1 protein-coding gene is annotated in these 455 nt (G+C 27.3%); it reads right to left on the bottom strand.

The window, feature by feature from the left end; translation table 11 throughout:
- On the bottom strand, positions 1 to 243 hold a 243-nt coding region (locus tag C1E99_RS15275; RefSeq protein WP_238146233.1), incomplete at its 3' end, for a hypothetical protein.
- Between the last annotated feature and the right edge of the window lie 212 nt (positions 244 to 455).

Here is a 455-nt window from a genome sequence, read left to right on the forward strand (position 1 = left end):
TTTTAATGGTAATTTAAAAAAATTAATAATTACAATTGATATTATAAATAATACCCATACTCTCAATATATCTTCAATAAAAACGACAGAACATTTACTCCTTTTTATCCTATAAAAATTATAGAATGAAAATCCCATCAGCACAATATCTGTTACAATTATACAAGTAATAGGAAGTGTTGAATATTTTGCTCCCATAACTAATATCAATGAAAAAATAATATTTATAATTAATCTAAACACTTATAGCCTCTTCTTCTAACGTTAATCAAATATGTACTTTACATTACAAGTTCCCCATGCTATTACTGTCAATTTTATTTGTAAAGAATATCCATATGTATAGTGTGACAACGCTTTATAGTTGTATTCTCCAAAACCACCCCAACTTCTCCAGCTGGGGTGTTACTTTTTCTCCAAATTCTCAATGTCTAAAATGTCTAACACCCGTTAAT

This window comes from Streptococcus suis, assembly GCF_002964045.1.
Classification (GTDB): domain Bacteria; phylum Bacillota; class Bacilli; order Lactobacillales; family Streptococcaceae; genus Streptococcus; species Streptococcus suis_U.